Source organism: Achromobacter sp. DH1f (genome assembly GCF_000633435.1).
In the GTDB taxonomy this organism is placed as follows: Bacteria; Pseudomonadota; Gammaproteobacteria; order Burkholderiales; family Burkholderiaceae_B; genus Achromobacter; species Achromobacter deleyi.
The window spans coordinates 130,800-147,965 of record NZ_AYMF01000018.1; the positions used below are offsets into that span (position 1 = coordinate 130,800).

The 17,166-nt window shown below is 68.4% G+C and carries 13 protein-coding genes; 6 read left to right on the top strand and 7 right to left on the bottom strand.

Annotated elements, in window-relative coordinates:
- Positions 1–32 precede the first annotated feature (32 nt).
- The 4 genes from U858_RS0116435 (at position 33) to U858_RS0116450 (ending at position 7,671) form a co-directional block, all read left to right on the top strand.
- Positions 33–671 carry a response regulator transcription factor gene (locus tag U858_RS0116435; RefSeq protein WP_025138239.1) on the top strand — a complete coding sequence of 213 codons (639 nt, stop codon included), beginning with the start codon at positions 33–35 and terminating at the stop codon, positions 669–671.
- 255 nt (positions 672–926) lie between these two features.
- On the top strand, positions 927–1,499 hold the full coding sequence (locus tag U858_RS0116440) for an RNA polymerase sigma factor (protein WP_025138240.1): 573 nt from the start codon (positions 927–929) through the stop codon (positions 1,497–1,499).
- A 188-nt stretch (positions 1,500–1,687) separates the two neighbouring features.
- Entirely contained in the window at positions 1,688–4,783 is a 3,096-nt protein-coding gene (locus U858_RS0116445) for a WG repeat-containing protein (RefSeq protein WP_025138241.1), read from the top strand.
- A 2-nt stretch (positions 4,784–4,785) separates the two neighbouring features.
- Complete coding sequence (locus tag U858_RS0116450) at positions 4,786–7,671, top strand: WG repeat-containing protein (protein ID WP_025138242.1); 2,886 nt, start codon at positions 4,786–4,788, stop codon at positions 7,669–7,671.
- 93 nt (positions 7,672–7,764) lie between these two features.
- Here U858_RS0116450 and U858_RS0116455 read toward each other — a convergent pair whose 3' ends face one another.
- Positions 7,765–8,625, bottom strand: coding sequence for an oxaloacetate decarboxylase (locus U858_RS0116455; protein WP_025138243.1), 861 nt, complete (start codon positions 8,623–8,625; stop codon positions 7,765–7,767).
- 104 nt (positions 8,626–8,729) lie between these two features.
- On the opposite strand from U858_RS0116455, the gene U858_RS0116460 reads away from it, so the two are divergent.
- Positions 8,730–9,608: a LysR family transcriptional regulator gene (locus U858_RS0116460; RefSeq protein ID WP_025138244.1), complete on the top strand. Its 879-nt coding sequence runs from the start codon at positions 8,730–8,732 to the stop codon at positions 9,606–9,608.
- Between the two features lie 65 nt (positions 9,609–9,673).
- Here the strand turns inward: U858_RS0116460 and U858_RS0116465 are convergent, their stop codons facing one another.
- The 4 genes from U858_RS0116465 to U858_RS0116485 all read right to left on the bottom strand — a co-directional run bounded on the left by U858_RS0116465 (position 9,674) and on the right by U858_RS0116485 (position 13,422).
- A complete protein-coding gene (locus U858_RS0116465; protein ID WP_025138245.1) occupies positions 9,674–10,489 on the bottom strand; it encodes a siderophore-interacting protein in 816 nt (271 codons plus the stop codon).
- Between the two features lie 25 nt (positions 10,490–10,514).
- Positions 10,515–11,180, bottom strand: a complete 666-nt coding sequence (locus tag U858_RS0116470) for a PadR family transcriptional regulator (protein WP_029953972.1) — start codon at positions 11,178–11,180, stop codon at positions 10,515–10,517.
- A 322-nt stretch (positions 11,181–11,502) separates the two neighbouring features.
- The gene (locus tag U858_RS0116480; protein WP_025138247.1) at positions 11,503–12,399 is read right to left on the bottom strand and encodes a DMT family transporter; all 897 of its coding nucleotides are present in this window, start codon (positions 12,397–12,399) and stop codon (positions 11,503–11,505) included.
- 51 nt (positions 12,400–12,450) lie between these two features.
- On the bottom strand, positions 12,451–13,422 hold the full coding sequence (locus U858_RS0116485) for a helix-turn-helix transcriptional regulator (RefSeq protein ID WP_025138248.1): 972 nt from the start codon (positions 13,420–13,422) through the stop codon (positions 12,451–12,453).
- A 95-nt stretch (positions 13,423–13,517) separates the two neighbouring features.
- On the opposite strand from U858_RS0116485, the gene U858_RS0116490 reads away from it, so the two are divergent.
- Positions 13,518–14,966, top strand: coding sequence for an MFS transporter (locus tag U858_RS0116490; protein ID WP_025138249.1), 1,449 nt, complete (start codon positions 13,518–13,520; stop codon positions 14,964–14,966).
- On the opposite strand, the gene U858_RS0116495 is transcribed toward U858_RS0116490, so the two are convergent.
- Together U858_RS0116495 and U858_RS0116500 are read right to left on the bottom strand one after the other, a co-directional pair.
- Positions 14,963–15,730: a phytanoyl-CoA dioxygenase family protein gene (locus U858_RS0116495; RefSeq protein ID WP_025138250.1), complete on the bottom strand. Its 768-nt coding sequence runs from the start codon at positions 15,728–15,730 to the stop codon at positions 14,963–14,965. The genes U858_RS0116490 and U858_RS0116495 overlap by 4 nt on opposite strands.
- A gap of 237 nt (positions 15,731–15,967) precedes the next feature.
- Positions 15,968–17,077: an AI-2E family transporter gene (locus tag U858_RS0116500; RefSeq protein ID WP_025138251.1), complete on the bottom strand. Its 1,110-nt coding sequence runs from the start codon at positions 17,075–17,077 to the stop codon at positions 15,968–15,970.
- Positions 17,078–17,166: the final 89 nt, after the last annotated feature.

The following is a 17,166-nucleotide window of genomic DNA, read 5'->3' on the forward strand; positions in this document are numbered from 1 at the left end:
AACCTTGCGGCGCCGCCCCGCGTCCGCCTGCCATGACCCTGACCTCTACGCCCCCCCTGCTGCGCGTCCTGCTGGCCGACGACCACGGCATCGTGCGCGAGGGCTTGAAGATGGTCATGCAGCAGGCGGTCGGCCTGATCGGGTCGGTGGATGAAGCGGCAACCGGCGAACAGGTGCTGGCCCTGCTGGCCGCCCATGGCGCCGACGTGCTGGTGCTGGACCTGGGCATGCCGGGCGTGGCGGGATCGGGCTGGGTGCGCGCCCTGCGCGAACGCCATCCGTCGCTGTACATCATGGTGCTGACCGCCAATACCGACGCGCGCAGCCGCCAGGCCATTCTGGAAGCCGGCGCCGATGAATACCTGGCCAAGACCGGCAGCTCGCGCGAGCTGATGGCAGCCATCCAGCGCCTGCACGATGGGCAGGCTCGCTTGCCGGCCCGCGCCCACTCCAACCACGTGCCCGCCCCCGCCGAGACCCTGACCCGCCGCGAGCAACAGGTGCTGGCCCTGGCCGCGCAAGGCGCCACCGCGGCGCAGATCGGCCAGGCGCTGCACATCAGTCCGCTGACGGCGCGCAAGCACCGCGAAAACCTGATGCGCAAACTGGCGCTGCACAGCACGGCCGAACTGGTGGCGTACGCGGTGCGGCTGGGCCTGCCCAGCGCGTGACCGTGGTGATGGCGTCCGCGCAAAGCGGGCCAAAAATACGGCGCTCGTCGTATTTGCTACCGAATCTTCCAAACGTAGACTGATTCCGCAGCGTCCTGCGTTCTCTTTCCGCAAGGGGCCATGGGAGATCACGGGCCTGCACTGAATTCCCCCCACGCCCATCCGAACGTGCGCGGACCGCTCCGGTTCCGTGCCGGGACGTTGCGCGCCCGCGCCAGGCGCCGGCCCCTGCCCGGCGTGCCGAGCATCCCGTCCATGTACAGCTGCACCGTCACCATGCACCCTGCTCTCCGTTACGCCGCCTCCCCCCAACCCGATCCGGTCAGCCAGCTGGTGCGCGAGGAATCCGAACGCTTGCGGCGCTTCGTGCTGCGCCACGTGGGCAACGGCTCGGACGCCGACGACATCACGCAGCAGGCGTTCGTCGAGATGTCCTGTTGCTACGACCAGTTCCGCGGCGAGAGCAAACCGTCGACCTGGCTGTTCGGCATCGCGCGCAATCTGATCCGCAACCACCTGTCGCGTTCGCCCGAACGGCGCTTCACTTTCGTGAGCGACACCGCGCTGACCGACGAGGCCGATCTGCAATCCGATCCGGCCAGCCGCGTCGAGCTGCTGCAGCTGATCCGCATCCTGGACCGCTCGCTGGCGGCAATGCCCCCCGACCTGGGCGAACTGCTGGTGCTGATCTGCGTGGACGAGCTGTCGTATGAAGAGGCCGCCATCCAATTGGGCCTGCCGGTGGGCACGGTACGCAGCCGCCTGTCGCGCGCCCGTGCACTGATACGGTCACGCATGCGCGCCCAGGATGCCTGGCTGGACGATTGAGATCCGTCGGCGCTCGGGCGACTTGTGCGACCGGCGGCGTACTGACCATGCCAGGAAATCCCGCGTAGTCCCCCGCCCTTTCTCCAGGTGTTAACGGTTCGTTTTCTATCGTTACATTTCTCGGTTTTTTGACTGCTACTGCTGGTTACAGTGCTGCCTTCCCCCCTTTTTTGGCAGGCAAACCGACCATGCGGCACGTCCGGCTTCGCTCATTCCGCCTGTTGGCGCTCGCTACGGCCCTCGCCGGCCTGTATGCGGCCCCCGCCAGCGCCCAATACGACAGAGACTGGCAGCGCGCGTGCATCGGCAGCACCTATGCCATCAACCCGGACACGCCCTGCAACCGCCCCTATACCGACGGGCTGGCGGCCGTGCAGGTCGGCAAGACGAGCGACCCGGCCGGCACCTGGGGCTACATCGACAAGCAAGGGCGCATGGCGATCGCGCCCGCCTTCCGGGAAGCCGAATCCTTCCAGAACGGGCTGGCCGCCGTGCAGCAGGGCGAGCTGTGGGGTTACATCGATACCCGCGGCGAGTGGGCGATCAAGCCGCGCTTCACGCGCGCCACCGGTTTCAATGCCGAAGGCACCGCGCTGGTCGAACTGGACGAGCGCGACGTACTGGTCAATCGCCAGGGCCAGATCGTCAAGACCTTCGAGCTGGGCATGCGTTCGTGGGGCTTCGAGCCCGGCCAGAAACTGGCCTCGATGGAAGTGCCGCAAGCGCCACGGCTGTTCGACACGACGACGGGACGCGCCCTGACGCTGCCCGGCGACGTCATGGCCCTGTCCAAGCCCACCGATGGTTACCTGCCCGCGCAGCGCCGCAGCGCCCGCTACGGCGGCGCCTGGGGGCTGCTGGACGCCGAAGGCCGCTGGGCCATCGCCCCCGATGTGCTGCGTTCGCACGAACCGCCGCGACGCGATGGCGACACGATCGCCGTGCGCCGCGACGAGACCTGGGTCTTCGTACGCCCCGACGGCACGCCGCTGTCCGACACCCGCTACAGCGACGTGCAGCAGGTTGCGCCCGGCCTGTGGCTGGTCAGGTCCAAGAACGACGGCCCGTCCCTGCTGCTCGACGGCAAGCTGGCCACGCTGCACACCTTCTCGGTCAACTACGCAGCCGTTGAAGAACGAAACGGCTGGAAGGTCCTGAGCGACGCCGATGCGGTGATGCTGGTCTTCCCCGACGGCAAGATGCGCAAGATTCCCGGCCACATGCCTCAGGTGACGATCAAGAATGGCCTGGCCTGGGTGTATGCCTTCGCCCCGACGCCGCCCGCCAATGGCGCCAGCGATGCCGCACGCCCGCCGCAAGTGACGGACGTCACGGCCGCGGCCGAGGCCACCGCTGCCGCCGACACGGTTCCCGCAGAGGCCACCGCCGCCGCGGACACGGCCACCATTGCCGATGGCGCGGTGAATGCCGCCGCGGACACCGCCACCGTCGCCGATGCCGCGGTGGATGCCGCCTCGGACCAGGCCGTCCCCGCCGCCACTGCCGCCGCCGACACCGCAACCGCGATCGACATCACCGGCAGCAGCACGCAGACCGAGGCCAGCCTGGTGCAGATCTACCGGCCCGACGGCACGACGCTGCTGGACGCCGACACCGCGGCGCGCCTGGCCCGCTACCGGGTGTCGGAATTCACGCCCCGGGCCGCAGCCGACGCCGCACCGGACGAGGCCCAGGCCGGCACGCAAGACAACGCCCAACTGCCCCTGGCGCTGCTGCGCCCCGACGACTACACGCAGCCTTCCGGCATCCTGACGCCATCCGGCAAGATCGTCACCAACCCGGATTGGGACGACATGAATACCTACAACGCCAGCGCGCCGCTGGTGGTCAAGACCCGCAAGCGCGGCGCAGGCCTGATCGACGCGGAAGGCAACTGGCTGCTGCCGCCCGACTACGAAGGCATCCGCGGTTTCGATGGCCCGTATTCCTGGGCCCGCACGGCCGACATGGACCGCCGCGCAGCCTTGCTGATCGACGCCCGCGGCCAGGTCCAGAAGCTGCCCGCCCGAGTGGAGGTCAACGGCGAGAAGATCGACGGCGACCTGCTCTATTACTACACGCAGGACGACAACCGCCGCCAGCGCTGGGGCCTGTGGAACATCCGCAGCGCGAGCGTGGCGGTAAAGCCGACGCTGGAACGCATCGAGGAATTCAAGGATGACTGGGCCAACGCCCAGGACAACGACCGCTGGGGCGTCATCGACCGCCAGGGCAAGTGGGTGGTGCCGGCCACGTACTCCGGCAGCTACGAACTCGAATACCTGGGCAACGGCTACCTGCTGGCGCGCGAGCCGCGGGCCAAGGGGGCATCCGGCAGCTATCGCGAAGGCTATCGCCTGATCAACCTGCGTACCGGCCAGCACAGCCCCGTGCTGCGCGAAAAGCCGCAGAACCTGCGCCAGGGGCGCTTCCTGGGGCAAGGGCAGGACGGCGCCACGCTGCTGTTCGACCGCCAGGGCGGCACGACCCGCCTGTGGGAAGGCAGCCCTGACCGCAAGGAACAGTATGGCGACTGGATCTACGTGCAGTACCGCTCGCGCAACGGCGCGATCGATGCGCGCGGCAACATGAAGATCGCCGCGGTGAACGGTGAATTCAACCCGTTCTTCGTGCAGCCCGAAGGCCTGGCCCGCGTCTATGATGGCCAGAGCTACCGGCTGATGGACGAAAACGGCAAGACGCTGCTTGCGCAGCGCGGCGACGGCACGCCGCTGGCGTCGATGAAACGCCTGGTGTTTGACGACGAAGAGACGTCCGAAGGCATCATCACCGACCTGCAGGGCCGCGAGATCACCCGCATCAAGGGCAAGTATTCGCTGGAGGAACGCAAGGCCAGCGAAGGGGTCGTGCCGTATCGCGGCCAGAACGACCGCTATGGCTTCATCAACGCCGACGGCAAGCGCATCGTCGGCCCCTACTTCGACAAGCTGGGCCCGCTGCGCAATGGGCGGGCGCTGGCCCAGCGCACCCAGCGCACCGGCGAACAATACGGCTACATCGACCTGACCGGCCGCTATGCGATCGCGCCGGACTTCGGCTGGGCTTCCGACTTCCAGGATGAACGCGCGCTGGTGCGCCGCGGCCGCCTGCTGGAATTCATCGACCCCCAGGGCAAGACCACCGCGCTGTTCGGCAAGCTGTGCGATGAAATCGTGGTGCTGGACGCGCAAGAGAACCAGACCTGGCCGCGCGAAAAGCTGACCTGCCCCGAAGCCGCCGAGATCGAACAGCCGCCCGTCCCCGCATCCGCCAAAGCAGAATGACCATGACCTCACGCGCGTTTCAAGCCACCCGCATCGCCTGCGCCGTCGCCGCGCTGGGCGTTTCCCTGTCCGCCCACGCCCAGTACCGCCAGGCGCGCAGCGTCTGCGTCGATGCGTCGGCCGTCAACACCATGGCCATGGTCGAAGACCGCGACGGCACCCGCAACGCAGACCTGGGCTGCATCCGCGCGCTGTCCGACAACCGCGCCGCCGTGCTGCTGCCGTCGGCGCTGGAAGAGATCGACCGCGTGCCGACCGATGAATCGCTGCGCCGGCACGCCTGGGGCTTTCTGGACGGCAACGGCAAGCTGGCCGTCAATCCGCAATTCGAAGCGGTAGGCGACTTTCACCATGGCCTGGCCGCCGTGCGCTGGAAGGGCAAGTGGGGCTACATCGACGCCAAGGGCAAGATGGCCGTGCCGCCGCGCTACAGCAGCGCGTCCGACTTCGTCGAAGCGGGGCTGGCCGTGGTGACGCTGGACGGCCAATACCAGGTGATCGACCGCAGCGGCAAGGCCGTGGGCGACGCGCTCGACGCCAGCGTGCAAAGCGTGCATCTGGGCGAAGGCAAGCCGGCGCAGGCGGCCATCACGTACCGCGAGGAATACCGGTCCAACACCGGCGAACGCCGCTACGCCACCGACGACATCCGCATCCTGTCCAGCTACGGCTCCGACCTGTTCATCGCGGCCGACGCGCGCGGCCGGTATGGCCTGCTCGACAGCGACTGGAACTGGCGCGTGAAACCGCAGTACCTCGACATTTCCCGGCGGTCCAAGGACACCCTGGCGCTGGCCATGGGCGAAGACGAAGTGGCGCTGATCGACACCGCCGGCAACGTCATCGGCCAGGGCAAGGACTATCGCCGCATCATCAAGGTGGGCGAGGCGTTCTGGAGCGCACAGCTGCCGCGCGGCGGCTATGCGCTGCTCGACGCCGCCGGCCAGCCGCTGGGCACCTTGACCGACGCCGAGGCGCAGTCGACGGTGCTGCACGGCGACACGCTGGTCTACACCACGGGCGACACGCTCAAGGCCTATGTGCCGGGCCGCGCCGAACCCGTGACCCTGGGCACGGGCATGACGGCCGCCGAGAATGAAGGCAACTACGTGCTGTTCCGCGACCCCGCGGGCCGCGTCGCCGGGCTGCTCACGCCCAAGGGCACGTGGCTGCATGGCGACACCGCGCCGCCATGGCTGGCGCAAGTCAGCCGACTTGCGTTGCGCCAGGGCAAGCTGTGGCTGTCCGGCGACGACGGTGAGCTGTTCAATGCCCTGGATGCCGAAGGCCGCGCGATACTGCAGCCCGAGGCCCTGGCGGCCGCGCAGGGTTCGCAACTGCGCGACATGCCGCTGGATGTGCCCGGCGGCCCGCTGGGCCTGCTGGGCCAGGGCTACTGCCAGTGCGGCGACAGCAGCGCCGGCCTGCTACTGGCCGATGGCAGCGTCGCCACCGACAAGACCTGGACCGCCGTCCTGCCGCTGGATGGCGCAGAAGACGAATACGCCCCGAAAGACGAGGCCGGCGACACGCCCGCCGCCGACCAGCTGCGCTACGCCGCGCAGACCGAAGACGGCATGCAGTTGCTGGATGCGCGCGGCAAACCGATGGACCTGCCTTTGCAGCAGCACATCGGCGCCTTCCGCCACGGCTACGCGCTGATCTACGCCAAGGGCGAAGCGCGCCTGATCGACCGGGCCGGCAAGACCTATGCGCTGCCCGACTATTTCGAAGCCGAGGTCGTGGCGCCCGGCCTGGTGCGCTACCTGAAGACCGCGGCCGAAGGTGATCCCTGGGGCCTGTACGACTTCATCGCCGGCAAGGAAGTGTCGGCGCCGGCGTTCCAGTTCATAGGCGTCTTCCAAAAGGGCCAGGCCGTGGCCGCGCTGGGCGCGGACAAGGTCGGTGTGATCGACCAGCAAGGCAAGTGGGTCGTGCCGCCCAGCCATCACGGCGCCACGCGCGTCAACGACAAGCTCTGGCTGGTATCGCAGGCCGGCTGGAAAGGCGAGGACTACCAACGGCCGCAAGCCGTCATCAACACCAGCGGCCGCGCGCTGACGACGTTCCAGTCCGGCATAGACGTCTCGCGCACCGACGACGGCGCCTACCTGGCCTACAGCCAGAAGCAGCGCTGGATGATCGCGCCCGATGCGTCCGATGCGCTGGACGTGCAGGACGCCAGCTACACCCCGATGGGCAACTGGATGTCCATCCGCCGTGCCGATCGCTACGGCTATCTGGACGGCGCCGGCCGCTGGCAGATCGCCCCCGGCCCGGTCGCGGGCACGCCCTTCCAGGGCAAGCCCGCCCGCGCGCTGCTCAGCGACGACGAAGGCGCACGCATCATCGACGAACACGGCAAGACCGTGGCCACGCTGCCTGCGGGCGAATGGAGCTGGCCGACAGGCTCGCCCTGGCTGGTGCGGCGCGACCAGCAGCAGGGCCAGCACATCACCCACTACGCGGACCTGACGGGCAAGACGCGCATGACGCTGGCCGGTTTCGGCTCGGGCTTTTCGGAAGGCCGCGCGGTCATGACGCTGCCCAACGGCACCGAGCGCGCCGTCAACGACAAGGCCGTGGCCGATGGTCCGGTGTTTGAACACCTGGGTTTGCGGCGCGACGGCCTGGCGCTGGCCCGCGTGGGCGGCCTGCTGGGCTATGCCGACGGCCAGGGCAAGCTGGCGATCGCGCCGGTGTACCAATACGCCACGCCGTTCTCGGGCCAACGCGCCGTGGTGTCCACGCGCGACATGTCGATGATCCTGGATCAGCAAGGCGCGATGGTGGCGCGGGTCGGCATGGAATGCGGCATCCGTACGCTGTACGGTGCGTACAACCAGCGGCTGTGGCCGCTGTCGATGCCGCAACGCTGCCAGCGGTAGCGCACCGCCGCAGCGGCGCAGTGATCGGGTGCGCTGCGGCTGCCGGATGCATTGCCGTGACCGGGCGTTCCACGCCCGGTCCACAGCGCGCCGTTACTGCGTATCCAGCGCCAGGTAGCGGCGCGTCTGCACGATCTCTTCGCGTTCCTTGAAGCTGGTCAGCCGGTCGGCCAGCGCGCTGCTGTCGCCCGTCTCGCGGATGGCGGCCAGCGTGGCCTGCATCGCGTGAATGGCGGCGCGCTGCAGGTCAGACGGAATGATCGCCAGGCGATAGCCCATGGCCGCCAGGTCGGGCAGCGGCACCAGCGGCGTCTTGCCGCCGTAGAACATGTTGATGAGCTTCAGCCCGGGCAGCCGGTCGGCGATGGCGCGGATCTGCTCCAGCGTTTCCGGCGCTTCGACGAACACCATGTCGGCGCCCGCCTTCACGTATTGCTCGGCGCGCGCGATGGCCGCGTCAAAGCCCTCCACCGCGATGGCGTCGGTGCGCGCGATCACCAGAGTGTCGGCGTCGGCCAGCGTCTGCCGCGCAATGTGCACCTTGCGGCACATTTCCTCGGCATCCACCAGGCTCTTGTCGTCCAGGTGGCCGCAGCGCTTGGGAAACGACTGGTCTTCGATATGAAAGGCGGCCACGCCGGCGCGCTCCATGATGCGCACGGTGCGCTCGACGTTGGCCGAACCGCCGAAACCCGTGTCCGCGTCGGCCACCACCGGCAGGCCGCTGGCGTCGACGATCTTCTCCACCCGGTCCATCACCTCGGTGAAGCTGAGCAGCCCGATGTCCGGGTAGCCGGCCGCACGGGCAATGGCGCCGCCGCTGGCGTACACCGCGTTGAAGCCGGCCGCCGCCACCAGGCGGGCCGACATGCCGTCGTAGGCGCCGGGGGCAACGACGATGTCCTGGGCCAGATGCTGGCGCAGCCGCGCGCCGGGTGTCAGAGAGGTAGCCATGTGCATTCCTTGAAAACGAAAGATCGATGCCTGCATGATCGTTCCGCTGCAATAGAATGTCCAATATATGGAAAATTGATAATCAGTACTTTTTAGGTATCGATATGGAACTGCGCCACCTGCGCTACTTCGTGGCCACGGCCGAGGCCCAGCACTTCACCCGCGCCGCTGAACAGCTGGGCATGGCGCAGCCACCGCTATCGCAGCAGATCCGGCAACTGGAAGAAGAAGTCGGCACGCCGCTGTTTGACCGCCGCGGGCGCGGCGTCAGCCTGAACGACGCCGGCCGCGCCTTTCTGGTGTGCGCCGAAGACATCCTGCAACGCGCGCAAGCCGCCATGCAGACGGCCCGGCGCGCCGCGCGCGGCGAGGTCGGCGAGCTGGCGCTGGGCTTTACCGAGTCGGCCTCGTTTCATCCGGTCGTGACCGAGCTGATCCGCCTGTATCGGCAGCAGTATCCCGACGTGGAAATGACGCTGTCGCAGGACGACAGCGAAACGCTGGTCACGCAGTTGCGCGACGGCAAGATCGACGCGGCGTTCGTGCGGCCGCCCTTTGCGATGGACGGCGGGCTGCGCTTTCTGCAACTGACCGAAGAGCCGTTGATGGTGGCCTTGCCGCTGGGCCACGCGCTGGCGCGACGCAAGCGGCTGGCGCCGGCCGACCTGGCGCAGGAACGCTTCATCCAGTATTCGCGCAAATCCGGCTACGGGCTCAGCGCCGACATCATGGCCGCCTGCCGCCAGCACGGCCTGAATCCGCTGCCGGGGCAGCGCGCCCCGCAGCTGTCATCGGCGGTGAACCTGGTGGCCGCGGGCATGGGCGTCGCCATCGTGCCCGCGTCGCTGCGTCACCTGCGGCCGGACGGCGTGGTGTACCGCCCGTTCGCGCTGGATTGGCCGCGCGCCGTGCTGGGGCTGACGGTGCGTGAAGACACGCCAGGCGGGCGCGTGGCCAATCTGCTGGCGCTGGCGCAGGGATAGACGCCCACACGCGGCCGACATGCGCCGCAGTGGGACGACAGCCCGGGGCCGATGGGCGAGTTGCGTCAGTCTTCGTGCGACTCGTGCACGGCCACCGCGCCGCGCTTCCAATAACTGGCGGCGCGAATGCGGCTCTTGTCGATGCCGTGCTGGGCCACCATGATTTCGCGCACCGCCTTGGCCGCCGCGGATTCCGCCGCGATCCAGGTATAGCCCTCGCCCGGCGGCAACGTCAGTTCGCGCGCGGCCTCCAGCAACAACGTGCTGTAGCCGGCGGCCGTGCCGTTGCGATGCAGCCAGCGCACATTGGCCCGGGCGCGCGTGGCCAGCGGGATTTCGTTGTCGGCGCCGGGCACCTCGATCAACACCTGCGCCTGCGCAGTGGCGGGCAGTTCCTCCAGGCGGCGCGCGATGGCCGGCAGCGCGGTCTCGTCGCCGATCAGCACATGCCAATCAAAGCCCGTGGGCACGACGAACGAACCGCGCGGGCCGCCGATGCCCAGCCGCTGGCCCGCCTCGGCCTGTTCGGCCCAGGTGGATGCAGGGCCGTCGCCATGCAGCACGAAATCGATATCCAGTTCCTGGCGGGCCGTGTCGAAGCGACGCGGCGTGTAGTCGCGCGCGGCCGGACGCGGCACGCCTTCGGGGAACTTGATGCCGTCGGGGCCGACTTCGGGCAGGGCCGGCGGCTGGGACGGATCAGCGGGGAAAAACAGTTTCACGTGGTCGTCGAAAGACGCCGAGACGAAGTCGTGCAGGTCTTCGCCGGTAAAGGTGACGCGGGCCAGCAGGCCCGCGATGCGCTCGACGCGCGCCACGGTCAGGATGCGCATCTTCAGCGAGTGGCGCACGCGTTCGACAGTCAGGTCGCTACGGGTCATGGGTACTCCAATGGGGTGAACGGAATCAGGCACAGTCTTTCTTGCCGGTGATTTCCTCGGTGGCGCGGCGCAGGATCGCGGCAATGCGGCGTTGTTCGGCCGGCGAGGCCTCGGTGCGTTCCAACAGCGCATGGCGGATCGCCTGGCGGGCGTGGACGAATTCGTCGATCCAGCCGGTGGCGTTCTCGTCGTCCGCGGGCGCGGTGCGCGATTCGCCGCTCCAGGCCTGGCGCATCCAGTCCATCTTGCGCGCCACGTGCTTGAGCTTGTTGAACATCACCGACAAGCGCTCGCGGTTGGCTTCCAGGTGGGCGCGGCCCGGCTCGGCCAGGTGGTAGCGCTTTTTGGTGCCTTCCTGTTCGACGGTGGCGTAGCCCAGCTCTTCCAGGTAGGTCAGCGCGGGGTAGACCATGCCGGGGCTGGGCGTGTAGAAGCCGTTGGACAGCGCGCCCAGCGCCTTGATCAGCTCGTAGCCGTGGCTGGGGTTCTGTTCCAGAAGGCCGAGCAGCATCAGTTGCAGGTCATCGGCAGACACCTTGCGGCTACGGCCCCAGCCGCGGCCATCGCCGCCGAAGCTGTCGTCGGCATCGCCGCCACGGCCGCCCCAGGGGCCACCGAACCAGCCACCGCCGCCCCCGGCATGGCGACGATGACGGCCACGGCCGCCTTCGCAGAAATTGCCGTCAGGCATGTCCTGGACGTGACGGGCGCCAGGCTGTTCGTACGGGCTGCCGGGGTAATCGTGATGCCGGCCATAGCCAGCATACGGCCCCCCGGCGTATTCGTGATGGTGACTGCCGCGTTCGTGGTGGTGGCGGCCGCCGTGGCCTCCGCGGCCGTGGCCGTCGCGAGATTCATGGCGAAGACCGCGCGAAAACGCGGTCAGGAAGTGGAAATGGCGCATGGCATGGCCTCGCTGGGTGTCTGGGATATGACTTACGATGTATCTTAAGATATATATCTTACGATACACAGCCCGACTTCCCGGCGTCAAGCGCCTTTTTTGAAACGAGCTAGCCGCGCCCCTTGTCCAACACCCCGGCCGCGATACCCGCCACGATCAGCGCCATCCCCACGACCAACGGCGTACTCAGCGGCTCGTGCAGGATGGCCGCCGAACACAGCAGCCCCACCACCGGCACGCCCAGCAAGCCGATGGACGTGACGCCGGCGGGCAGCGAGCGGTTCACATTCACCGCCGCCCAGTACGCCACGGCAATGCCGAACACGCCGCCGTAGCCCAGCAGCCAGCCCAGGTCCGGGCTCCAGACCACGCGCGGCCTGCCCTCGGCCGCCCACGCCACCGCCGCCAGCACCACGGACGCCAGCAGCGCCTGCCAGAACGCCAGCTCGAATGGCGGCGTGACCCAGCGATGCGCCCGCACATAGACGATGTTGGCGGCCCAACACAGCGCGGCCAGCAGCACCAGGCCGTTGCCGAACACGGCGTCGGCGTTGTGCCAGTCAAATGCCAGGGGATTGAAGATGACCACCAGTCCGGCCAGGCCCAGCGCCAGGCCCGCCTGGCGGCCACGGCCGATGGGTTCGCCCAGGAACAGCCGCGCGGCGGGAATGACCCAGAGCGGCGTGGTGTACGCCAGCACCACCGAGCGGCCTGCGGGCACGTATTGCAGCCCCAGGCTGACCAGCGCGGCAAAAGCGCCCATGTGCAGCAGGCCCACACTGAGAATCACGGGAATGTCAGCCTTGACCGGCCACACCACCCGCCGCAACGCCAGGCCCAGTACCAGCAACGCGGCGGTGCCGACCACGCTGCGCGCGGCCACGGCCCAGATCGGCGTCATGTATTGCAGCAGCAGCTTGCTGACGACCCAGGTGAATCCCCAGGCCAGCACCACGATGGCGAGCAGGGTCAGGGCTTGGCGGCGAGACAGGTTTTCGGTAGGCATGGCGCCGACTATAGGAGTGCGCCGCGCCCCCGCCGTAGACCCACGCGGCGCTTATTCTCTGGAGCCACGCGCCGGCTTGCGCGACAGCCACTGCGCAAAGGCGCGGGCCTGCGGTTCGTCCGGCGCGGGCGCATACACCACCAGGCGCAGATGGCGGCTTTCGTCCACCGACAATGTCGAGTGTTCGAACGCCACGTCGCCCAGCGGATCGATGTGCAGGCTGCGCACACCCATGCAGTTGCCATGCACGTCGTGCTCGCACCACCATGTCTTGAAGTCCGGCGACACGCGTTCCAGTTCGTCGACCAGTTCGGCGATGTCGGGCACGCCCGCGGCCGATGCAAAGTCACGCCGAAACGTGGACAACATGGCGGGCGCCTGCGCCGGCCAGTCGACGAACAGCTGCCGCATCGCAGGGTCGGTAAACAGCATCCACAGCAGGTTGCGTCGCCCCGGCACTTGCGCACCGAAACCGAACACGCGCTCGGCCGCAGCGTTCCACACCACCACGTCCCAACGCAGGTTCAGGATGTAGGCGGGGCGCGTGGGCAGATCGTCCATCAGCCGGCGCACCTGCGACGGCACGGTGCACCAGGTGCGCCCGGGTTCGGCCGGCGGCCGTTGATGCGCCAGGAGGTACAGGTGGCGGCGCTCGGCCGCGTCCAGCTTCAGGACGCGCGCCAGGTTTTCCAGGAACGTCGCCGACACGCTGATGTTGCGGCCTTGCTCGAACCAGGTGTACCAGGCCAGGCCTACGCCGGCCAGGGCCGCCACTTCTTCGCGCCGCAAACCCGGCGTGCGGCGGCGACCGCCTGCGGGCAGGCCCAGCGCGGCCGGACTCAGCCGTTCGCGACGAAGGCGCAGGAATTCGGCCAGGTCGGTGCGTGTGCGATCCAGGCGTGCAACGGACGGGGCCGTCGATGCGCCAGCGCCAGCGGCATCGACAGCGCCTGCCGATGCCGCAACGGGCGTCACGTCAGACGTCTCTTCACTCAGGGCATCGGATTTGCGGGAACGGGGCATCGACTATTGCCTTCAGTAATAGCATAAGCAGCTAAATTGTATAAGGCTGCGGGACTCTCCAGAATAGCGCCAATCGTCTACCCCACGGCCTATCCATGTCTTCCAACGCGCTGCCCGCCGCCTGCCCAGCCCCCGCATCCACGCCTGCCACGCCAGGCCCGCTCGGCCTGGCCGTGCTGCTGTCTGGCGGCTTCATCACGATCTTCGACCTGTTCGTGGTCAACGTCGCCATTCCCAGCATGCAGGCCACGCTGGACGCCAGCTTCGCGCAGATCAATTTCATCATCGTGGCCTACGAGCTGGCCTATGGCGTGCTGCTGATCGCGGGCAGCCGGCTGGGCGACCGCCACGGCCGACGACGCCTGTTCATGCTGGGCATGGCGGGCTTTGCGCTGGCGTCCGCCCTGTGCGGCCTGGCCCCCGACGCCAACGCGCTGATCGCCGCGCGCGTGCTGCAAGGCGCGGCCGCGGCGATGCTGTTTCCGCAGGTCTATGCGCTGATCCGCGTCAGCTACGACGGCCATGCGCGCCGCCGCGCCTTCGGCCTGCTCGGCATGACGCTGGGGCTGGCCGCCATTGCAGGCCAGGTGCTGGGCGGCTGGATCGTGCACGCCGATTGGTTCGGGCTGGCCTGGCGCACCATCTTCCTGGTCAACGTCCCGCTGGGATTGATCGCATGGCGGCTCGCCCGCCACATCCCCGAATCGCGCGATGCCGCGGGCGCCAGCATGGACTGGCCGGGTTCCGCGCTGGTCGGCCTGGGCCTGGGCTTGCTGTTGCTGGCGCTGGTCGAAGGCCCCGCGCGCCATTGGCCCGTGTGGACCTGGGCCGCGGGCGGCGCGTCGATCGCATTGCTGGCGTGGTTCACGCAATTGCAGCGCCGCGCCGCTGCCGCAGGCCGCACGCCGCTGGTGGACATGGCCTTGCTGACGCAACCGCCCTTTGCCGCGGGCTGCCTGTTGGTGACGCTAGTGTTTTCCACCGCCAGCGCCATGTTCCTGTGCTATGCCCTGCTCTTGCAGACCGGCCTGGGCGTGGACGCGCTGACGGCGGGCACGGTGTTCGCGCCGGCCAGCGTGGGCTTCGTGGCCGGCTCGATGGCGGCGCCGCGGCTGGTGGCGCGCTTCGGCACGCGCGCGATTCTGGTGGCGGCGGTGCTGTATGGCGGCGCCACGGCAGCGTTGATGCTGCAGGTGGATGCGGCAGGCGGCGCACTGGCGCCCTGGTCGCTGGTGCCCGCGCTGGTGTGGCTCGGTGCGGCGCAAGGCGCGGTGAACACGCCGCTGGTGAACCTGGCGCTGGGCTTGGTCGAAGACCGCCACGCCGGCATGGCCGCCGGCGTGGTCGCGACCTTGCAGCAGGTGGGCGCGGCCTTGGGCGTATCCGCAGCGGGCATGCTGTTCAGCGGCGCGCTGGATGCGTATGCCGATGCTGCGGTCGGTGACCGCTATGCGCACGCGTTCGCCAGCGCCATGCAATTCAACGTAGCCGCCATCGCGGCGTCCGTCGCGCTGCTGGCGTGGCTGGACTGGCGGCGCGTTTAACCCGCCAACGGCACCCCCGGCTGGCTGGCCGAACGCGTGCCCGGCAACGGATGGCAAGACTGCGGGTGATAGGTATGCACCACCGACAGCTTCACGCAGTCGCTGCGGTTGCCTTGGGCGGCGTGCAGGGTGCGGCAATGGAAGAACACCACGTCGCCCGCTTGCAGTTCGGGGCAGACGGCGCGGGCGATCCAGTTCGCGTTTTCGGGCGCGTCGTCACGGAAGAATTTCTTGTCGTCGAATTGCTGCGGCTGGAATGCCGCCGCGTGCGAACCGGGGATGAACGACAGGCCGCCGTTCTCGCGCATCTCGGGGCCCAGGGCCAGCCAACAGGACACTAGGTCCGTGTCGGAAAACGACCAGTAGCGGATGTCCTGGTGCCAGCCCGTCAGGCTGCCGTAGGCCGGATGCTTGGTCATCACGCAGTTGTGGTGCACCGTCGACAGCACCGGCGCTTCGCCGAAATAGCGCGCCAGCGACTGGCCGATGCGGAGGTCCGTGGCCCATTGCGCGTAGAGCGGGTCGCGGGCATAGGCGTTGAGCAGCCGCCGCACCGTCAGGCCGCCTTCGGCCGCACGGGACTCGGGCGCGCCGGGGTAGCGCAGATCCGCTTCGTATTCGATGGGCGCCACGTGGTCGTGCAGATGGCGTTCGGACAGCGCGCGCAGCGCCTGGACCTGCGCCGCATCCACGAACTGGCGCGCCACGAAAAAGCCCTGCTCGCGCAGGACCGCTAACTCTTCATCTTGCAGTGACCCGGACATCTCGACCCTCACACCCCGCGGCGTAAGCTGCAAAGCGTCTGCGCACACGGCAGGCGCGTGCCGGGCAAGGCGCCGGCGAGCGCGGGGAGAGCTAGATTACCAAATGTGCGGGCCGAACCGTTATCAGAAATGCGGCCGCAATCCTGGGAAGAAGGCGGCCGTCGGCGCTACGAGGATCGGCATTCAATCAGACCCGTGCCTGCGCGTTCGGATAACCGGCGCAAGCTCAGGTTGCCGTCAGCCCGCCGGTGTCTTGTCGGGGGCTTGCGCGGCCCGCAAGCGCGCGGTGTCGCGTTCGACTTCTTCGTGGTGCACCCATTCGCGCCACACCGCCACCAGCAGCGCCATCAGCACCGGGCCCACGAACAGGCCCACGATGCCCATGGTCTTGACGCCGCCCACCAGGCCGAAGAACGTCGGCAGGAACGGCAGCTTGACCGGGCCGCCCACCAGGCGCGGACGCAGCGTCTTGTCGACGATGAAAAGCTCGACGCTGCCCCAGACCATCAGCGCGATGCCTGCCACCACGTGGCCCGAGCCCACCAGGTACAGCGACACAAGCGTGAACGACAGCGGCGCACCGCCCGGGATCAGCGCCATGAAGCCGGTCACCACGCCCAGCAGCACCGGCGACGGCACGCCCGCCACCCAGTAGGCGATGCCCAGCACCAGGCCTTCGCCCAGCGCGATCAGGCCCATGCCCGTGACGGTGGAATTGATGGTGGCCGGCACCACGCGCGAAAAGCGCTGCCAGCGCGCGGGCAGGATGCGTTCGCCCAGCACGTCCAGTTGGGCCACCATGCGCACGCCGTCCTTGTAGACGAAGAACAGCGTGATCAGCATGAACAGCACGGTCAGCAGCAGTTGGAATACGTTGCCCGTGGCGGCCAGCACCATACGGTAGATGTTGCCCAGGTGTTCGCCGCTGACGGCCTCGACCAGCGCGCCCAGCGCGTGGGGCTGGCCGATATAGGCTTCCCAGTATTCACCCAGGCGGTCGCCCACCACGGGCATCGAGGTGATCCAGGCGGGGACGGCCACGCCGTGCCGGTTGGCCGCGATGGCCCAGGCAAAGAAGGTGCTGGCTTCCTTGATGGCGTACGACAGCGCCAGCGACAGCGGCACGATCAGCACCACGATGACCACCACCAGCGCCAGCGAGGCGGCCAGCATCGTGCGGCCGCCGCAGCGGTCGACCAGGCGCCGATACAGGGGCCAGCTGGCCAGGCCGATGATCAGCGCGGCCAGCGCGGGCACCAGGAATCCGCTAAGGAAATACACCCCCGCCAGCAGGACGAGGAGCAAAAGCCAACGGGCGATCAGGTAAGCGGGAAGTACAGGCTGCATAGAAGATCGACAGTGAATGCGTTTAGGCTTTGACTGTCGGACTATACATACGTTTCACGAAATACGAGGGACGCAAGCCCTGTATTTAC